General features: G+C 62.3%; 6 protein-coding genes. 5 read left to right on the forward strand and 1 reads right to left on the reverse strand.

All coding sequences use genetic code 11. The annotated features are described in order from the left end of the window. The first annotated feature begins 202 nt into the window (after positions 1–202). Genes OQK_RS13650 through OQK_RS13660 form a run of 3 tightly spaced genes read left to right on the forward strand, consistent with a single transcriptional unit; the run spans position 203 to position 2,659 of the window. A complete protein-coding gene (locus OQK_RS13650; RefSeq protein WP_016772900.1) occupies positions 203–1,222 on the forward strand; it encodes an aminoglycoside phosphotransferase family protein in 1,020 nt (339 codons plus the stop codon). Continuing rightward, a complete protein-coding gene (murU, locus tag OQK_RS13655; protein ID WP_016772901.1) occupies positions 1,219–1,890 on the forward strand; it encodes an N-acetylmuramate alpha-1-phosphate uridylyltransferase MurU in 672 nt (223 codons plus the stop codon). Before OQK_RS13650 ends, murU begins: the two co-directional genes overlap by 4 nt. Before the next feature lies 1 nt (position 1,891). Further along, positions 1,892–2,659 carry a TerB family tellurite resistance protein gene (locus tag OQK_RS13660; RefSeq protein WP_016772902.1) on the forward strand — a complete coding sequence of 256 codons (768 nt, stop codon included), beginning with the start codon at positions 1,892–1,894 and terminating at the stop codon, positions 2,657–2,659. A 123-nt stretch (positions 2,660–2,782) separates the two neighbouring features. Here the strand turns inward: OQK_RS13660 and OQK_RS13665 are convergent, their stop codons facing one another. Then, entirely contained in the window at positions 2,783–3,769 is a 987-nt protein-coding gene (locus OQK_RS13665; protein ID WP_016772903.1) for an alpha/beta hydrolase family protein, read from the reverse strand. Positions 3,770–3,842: 73 nt separating this feature from the next. On the opposite strand from OQK_RS13665, the gene OQK_RS13670 reads away from it, so the two are divergent. Then, on the forward strand, positions 3,843–6,239 hold the full coding sequence (locus tag OQK_RS13670; protein WP_016772904.1) for a PAS domain-containing sensor histidine kinase: 2,397 nt from the start codon (positions 3,843–3,845) through the stop codon (positions 6,237–6,239). A gap of 84 nt (positions 6,240–6,323) precedes the next feature. Further along, a partial coding sequence (locus OQK_RS13675) for a response regulator (protein ID WP_016772905.1) occupies positions 6,324–6,930 on the forward strand: 607 nt, incomplete at its 3' end.

Genomic DNA, 6,930 nt, shown 5'->3' on the forward strand with positions numbered 1-6,930 from the left:
TTGCATAGCCAGCAGACTGCCGGTTACCAACAACGGAAATTTTTTACGAAACGCGGGGGATTTCAATGCCATCTTATTAGTCCGGGCTTCCTGCGTGCCATCTGCCCGCGGTGTGGGCCGCACGCCTCTCGATGGTCTGAAAAAGATGCTGGATAATAAAGCATGACCCGCTTGACGGCTAGCGCCGTCGGAGACCCTTGCAATGCCTGACCAAGATGTACGCTTGCAACACCTGAAAGTTTGGCTCGATGAGCAGTTGGCAAAGCTGTTTGCCGAGCAGGGCTGGGGCACCGTGCCCCCGGCCACGTTGACCGCGGCCAGCAGCGACGCGAGTTTTCGCCGCTACTTCCGCTGGGAGGGCGATGGCCGCAGCTTCGTCGTGATGGACGCGCCGCCGCCCCAGGAAAACTGCAAACCGTTCGTGGATATCGCTTTTTTGCTGGCGAAATCCGGAATTAATGTGCCGAAAATTTACGCCGAAGACCTAGAACGCGGTTTTCTTTTGCTCAATGACCTGGGCAACAAGACCTATCTCGACGTGATCGATGGCGAAAATGCCGACGCGTTATTCCACGATGCCCTGCAAGCGCTGTTGGCTTTTCAACAGTTGCCGATGGTTGCGCCGTTGCCCAGTTACGACGTCGCCTTGTTGCGTCGCGAGCTTGAATTGTTCCCCGAGTGGTACGTCAAGCGCGAGCTGGGCGTCGAGTTCGATGCGGCCCAGCAGCAACAATGGCAGCACATCAGCGAGTTGCTGATCGACAGCGCGCTGGCGCAGCCGAAAGTGCTGGTGCACCGCGACTACATGCCGCGCAACCTGATGCTTAGCGAGCCCAACCCTGGCGTGCTGGATTTCCAGGACGCGGTGTACGGCCCGGTGACCTACGACGTGACATGCCTGTTCAAGGATGCTTTCCTCAGCTGGCCGGAAGAACGTGTACGCGGCTGGCTGGAAAGTTACTGGCAGCAGGCCTCGGCACTGGACATTCCGGTGCAGGCGGATTTCGAAGACTTCCTGCGCGCCAGCGACCTGATGGGCGTGCAGCGTCACCTGAAAGTCATCGGCATCTTCGCGCGTATCTGCCATCGCGATGGCAAGCCACGCTATCTGGCCGATGTGCCGCGCTTCTTCTCTTATATAGAAGCAGTGATTGCCCGCCGTCCTGAACTGGCGGAACTGCAAGCGCTGTTCAGCAGCTTGCGTGCTGGAGCGACGGCATGAAGGCAATGATTCTGGCAGCGGGCAAAGGCGAGCGCATGCGCCCGCTGACCCTGACCACGCCGAAACCGCTGGTGCGTGCCGCTGGCGTGCCGCTGATCGAGTATCACCTGCGCGCCCTCGCGGCCGCAGGTTTCACCGAAATCGTCATCAACCACGCCTGGCTCGGTCAGCAGATCGAGGATCATCTCGGCGACGGTTCCCGTTTCGGCCTGAGTATTCAGTACTCGCCGGAAGGCGAGCCGCTGGAGACCGGTGGCGGGATTTTCCGTGCGCTGCCGTTACTGGGTGACGATGCGTTTCTGGTGGTCAACGGCGACATCTGGACCGATTACGACTTCAGCGTGCTGCACCAGCCGATCAATGGCCTGGCGCATCTGGTGCTGTCGGACAACCCGCCGCATCACCCGAAAGGCGACTTCACTCTCATCGACGGCAAAGTGCAGGACGGCGAGCCTGATGCGCAGACGCTGACCTACAGCGGTATCGCCGTGCTGCATCCGCAGTTGTTCGATGGCTGCAGCGATGGCGCATTCAAGCTCGCGCCGCTGCTGCGCAACGCCATGGCCAAAGGTGAAGTGACGGGCGAGCGGTTGAAGGGGCATTGGGTAGATGTTGGTACCTACGAGCGTCTGGCCGAAGCCGAAGCCTTGATAGAAGCGAGTCGCTGAGATGCTGTGGCCAGGGACTCTGATTGGAGCCGGAGTGGGGTACGCGATTGCCAGCATTCCGGGGGCCATGCTTGGGGCGTTGTTGGGGCAGGCGCTGGATCGGCGCTTGCACTTGCAGAGCTGGGGACATTTACGCGAAAAGCTCGGCGGCCGGCCGATGCTGCGCAACGACGAATTGCTGTTCGTGTTGCTCGGGCGTCTGGCCAAGAGCGACGGGCGCGTCACTGACGGGCATATCCAGCAGGCGCGCAACGAAATGCGCGCCCTGGAAATGAGCGAGCCGGCGACACGGCGGGCCATTGCTGCATTCAATCGCGGCAAGTCCGGCAGCGACAATCTGCGCGGTTATCTGCGTCGTTTGAGTTCGCAACCGCATGCGGCTGAGGGCGTGTTGCGTGCCTGCTGGCGAATGGTCTGGGCTGATGGTCGCGCCGGGGTCAGCGAACGCGAGTTGCTGGCGCAGTGGGGCAAATGGCTCGGCTGGACGGCGCAGCAGGTGCAGGCATTGGCCAGCGATTACGAGCCGGGCAAGCGGCCGATCGTCAGTGCCGCAGTGAGCTATCAGGAGGCGATGAAATTGCTTGGGGTGTCGGCGAGCAGCGAGCCGGCACAGATCAAGCGCGCTTACCGACGGTTGCTCAGTCGCCATCACCCGGACAAGATCGCCGGCAGTGGCGCGACCCCGGCACAGGTGCGTGAGGCGACCGAGCGTACGCGGGAATTGCATAACGCCTATACGTTGATTCGGGAGCGGCGGGATTTTCGCTAGGCGTTAGAGGGTTGTTGTTTGTGCGGCTCTCTTCGCGAGCAGGCCCGCTCCCACATTGAATTTTGCATAGATCCAATGTGGGAGCGAGCCTGCTCGCGAATTTAGGGCGACTCGGTGTGACAGTCAGTCAACAGCCTGAGGATTCAACCAGCCCCGCACCCGCCGAAACAATTGTTCCTGCTCAGCCTTCTTGTCCGGCAATACCTTCAGCGCCACTTGGCTGAACGCCGAGGTCTTCAGACGCTTGCTCGCCTGCATGCGCTCCAGCGCCGCGTTGCGATCCAGCGCTTTGTCCATGTAGAAAATATCCACAGTCGGCAGCTTCAGCGTCGGCGTCAGTTCGGCGAGTGGCGGCAGGGCTTTGGCTGGTGCTTGCGCGTCAACCATCACCAGTTTTTCCACCTGCGGCGTCTGCCGCTCGCTGAGAAAACGCGCCGCCCAATAAGCGCCGGTGCCGTGGCCGAGCACGACAATGCTGCGCGCGCTCTGCTGTTCGGCGTAGGCAATCGCTGCGTCGATGCGCCCGAAGATGCGATCGGCATCGGCTTTGGCCTGTTCTTCGCTGGTTTCGGCGACCACCTGTTCGGCAACTTCCGCTTCACCGCCAGCGGCTTGTTCGATCGGTTGTGCGGTGGTGGCGTCTTTGCTTGCGGTTTCCGGGGCTTTCGGCGCGGCTGCCGGTTCGATTACGCGCGGAGCAATGGCGTCGCCTTGCAGATCCGGCAGGGTGATACTCAGGCTGCTCCACTCGACGTCCGGCAATTTGCGTCGCAACGGGCCGATTGCCTGAGGCCAGTCAGCGGTTTCGCCGGCACCGGGAACGATGATCACCGCGCCTTTGGGTTCGGCGCTGTTGGCCGGTTTCCACAGGGCGAGGAAAGTGTCGCTGCCAGCCTGCAGTTGTTGCTGCTCTTGCGCCGGCAGTTTACGTTGCAGTGCGGCGGCCTCTTCCTGACTACGCTCAAGCAGTGGCTGGCGCTCGGCCGGCTTTTCTTCGGCGGGTTTATCCGTGGCGGCAGGCGCCGGGTCGGCGGCTTCGACGGAAAACGCACAAGGCAGGATCAGCGACAGGCACAATGCTGGCAGTGCCAGGCGGTAGACAGAGGGCATCGGTTATTCCAGGCCAGAAATTATCCCGGCAGCCTAATGGGTTGGTCAGTATTTGTCAGTGTATGAGACTTCAATGAAGCGATTTTGCTGCCTGTGGGTTATCGGCTGTTTGTGGTTTCCCTTGATGGGCTGGGCGGCGCCTGCGCCACCGGATCATGCCGCGCAATTGTCGCCAGAGCAGCAGCAATGGCTGGCGCAGCACAACGAATTGCGCGTCGGCCTGGTGTTGCAGGCACCCTACGCGACCTACGATCGGCGCCTGCAGCGATTGTCCGGGGCCAATGTCGAGTTGATGAAACTGCTGGCCAAAACCCTCGGCGTGGAACTGAGCTGGCGCAACTTTCAGGATCTCGGGGCGTTGGAAAACGCTTTGCGCGAGGGCGAGATCGACATCGCCCCGGGCCTCAGCCAGACCCCGAGCGCGCTGCGTCTCTGGCAGTTTTCCGACCCGTACATGCGCGTGCCGCAACTGGTGGTCAGCGACCAGAAAAGCAGCGGCGCGGTCGATCTGGAAAAGCTCGACAGCCAGACCCGCGTCGCCGTGCGCATGCCGAGCAGCACCGCCGATTACCTGCGCAGCAACTATCCGCACTTGAATCTGCAAGGCGTGCCGCTGGAACGGCAAGCGTTGCAACTGCTGTTGAGTCAGCAAGCCTCCTACGCGGTGGTCGACGAAGCACAGTTGGGCCGGCTGTCGGTGGAGCCGGAGTTTGCCGAACTGGTGGTGGTTGGCGATATCGGCCTGCCGCAACTGCTGCGTGTGGCCTCGCGGCGCGATTGGCCGGAGCTGGCCGGCATCGTCCAGAGCGCCTTGCGCGCGATCCCGGCCAAGGATCTGGAACAACTGCACAACCAATGGCTGCAGCCGAAATACCCACGGCTGACCGAGTCGCCGGGGTTCTGGCAGAACCTCAGCCTGTTGTTCGCGGTGATGCTGCTCAGTTGCGCGGCAATCGTGGCGTGGCAGCGGCGCCAACAGCACAGCCTCGAACAACGCCTGCTCAGCGCCCGCGAAGACATTGCGTTGCGCGCGGCCAGTGAAGAGGCGCTGCGGCTGACACAGTTTTCCATCGACCAAAGCACCGTCGGCATTCTCTGGGTCAATTGGGACAGCCATGTGCGCTACGCCAACCGCGCGGCGGAAAACATGCTCGACTATCCCTCGGGCGGGCTGATCGAGCGGCCGCTGATCGATTTCGAGCCCGGCCTGCACATGGATCGCTGGCTCAATCTGTGGAAGCGTGCACGGGCCAGTGAAGAAGGGCCCTTGAGCTTCGAAACCAGTTGCCTGCGCGCCGATGGCAGTGTGCTGCCGGCGGACGTTTCCCTGAGCTTCCTGCGTTTTCGCGACAGTGAATATCTGGTGGTCTACCTCACCGACGTCACCGATCGCCGCCGCGCGCTCGCCGCTTTGCAGGAAAGCGAGGCGCGCCTGCAAGGCATCGCCGCCAACGTTCCGGGTCTGGTGTTCAGGCTGGAGCGGGCACCGGTCACCGGGCAGATCGACTTTGCCTACATCAGCGAGGGCAGCGAAAGTCTGGTCGGTTATGCGCCGGCAGCCATCGCTCATCGCGACATGGGCCTGCGCAGCCTGGTGCATCCCGACGACAAGGCCAGTTATCACCGCACCCAGGATCAGGCGCTGGACACTGACAGCGACTGGTCGTGGCAGGGCCGCATCGTCACGCGCCAGGGTGAGCAGCGCTGGGCCGAGATCAAAGCGATCACCCGCCAGCTGGAGGACGGCGCCTATGTGTGGGACGGCATCGTCTGGGACATCAGCGAAAGCAAACGCATCGAGCTGGAACTGGCGGCCTCGCGCGAGCAACTGCGCGAACTGTCGGCGCACCTGGAGAGCGTGCGCGAAGAAGAGAAGGCGCGCATCGCCCGGGAAGTTCATGATGAGTTGGGGCAGATGCTCACCGTGCTGAAACTGGAGACATCGATGTGCGAATTGGCCTACGCGCAACTCGATCCGGGACTCAACGAGCGGCTCAACAGCATGAAGCGCCTGATCGCACAGTTATTTCAGCTGGTGCGCGATGTGGCGACGGCGTTGCGCCCGCCGATCCTTGATGCCGGGATTGCCTCGGCCATCGAGTGGCAGGCTCGGCGTTTCGAGGCGCGCACACAGATACCGTGTCTGGTGCAGGTGCCGGACAACCTGCCGGCACTCAGCGATGCCAAAGCGGTGGGGCTGTTCCGGATTTTGCAGGAGGCGCTGACCAATGTGATGCGCCATGCTCAGGCGCACACGGTGGAGCTGACGCTGGAGCTTGCGGGCGATGAATTGTGTCTGACCGTCAGCGATGATGGCGTAGGATTTGTCGCGGCCGAGGGTAGGCCGACGTCGTTTGGCCTGGTCGGCATGCGTGAGCGGGTGCTGATCATGGGCGGGCGGCTGGAGCTGGTGAGTGAGCCGGGGGAGGGCACCAGTCTGGTGGTGCGAGTGCCGGTGAGTGAGGTTTGACATGTTGCGGTGTCTGGACTGGCGCCTTCGCGAGCAAGCTCGCTCCCACAGGGATTGGTGTGTACCTGAAATCTGGAGAAGAACGTGATCCGTGTACTGGTAGCCGAAGACCACACCATCGTCCGTGAAGGCATCAAGCAATTGATCGGCCTGGCCAAGGATCTGCAAGTCGTGGGGGAGGCGAGCAATGGCGAGCAACTGCTCGAAACCCTGCGCAGCGTGCCGTGCGAGGTGGTGTTGCTGGACATCTCCATGCCCGGGGTCAATGGCCTGGAAGCGATCCCGCGCATACGGGCGCTGAACAATCCGCCGGCAATTCTGGTGCTGTCGATGCACGACGAAGCGCAAATGGCCGCGCGCGCGTTGAAGGTCGGCGCGGCCGGGTATGCGACCAAGGACAGCGATCCGGCGCTGCTGCTCACGGCGATCCGCAAAGTCGCGGCGGGCGGGCGCTACATTGACCCGGAGCTGGCCGACCGCATGGTCTTCGAAGTCGGCCTGACCGATACCCGGCCGCTGCATTCGCTGTTGTCAGAACGCGAATTCTCGGTGTTCGAACGCCTGGCCCAGGGCGCCAACGTCAACGACATCGCCCAGCAACTGGCCTTGAGCAGCAAGACCATCAGCACCCACAAGGCGCGGCTGATGCAGAAGCTCAACATCACCTCTGGCCGACTGGTGAAATATGCGA

Source organism: Pseudomonas sp. R62, from assembly GCF_000257605.1.
In the GTDB taxonomy this organism is placed as follows: domain Bacteria; phylum Pseudomonadota; class Gammaproteobacteria; order Pseudomonadales; family Pseudomonadaceae; genus Aquipseudomonas; species Aquipseudomonas atacamensis.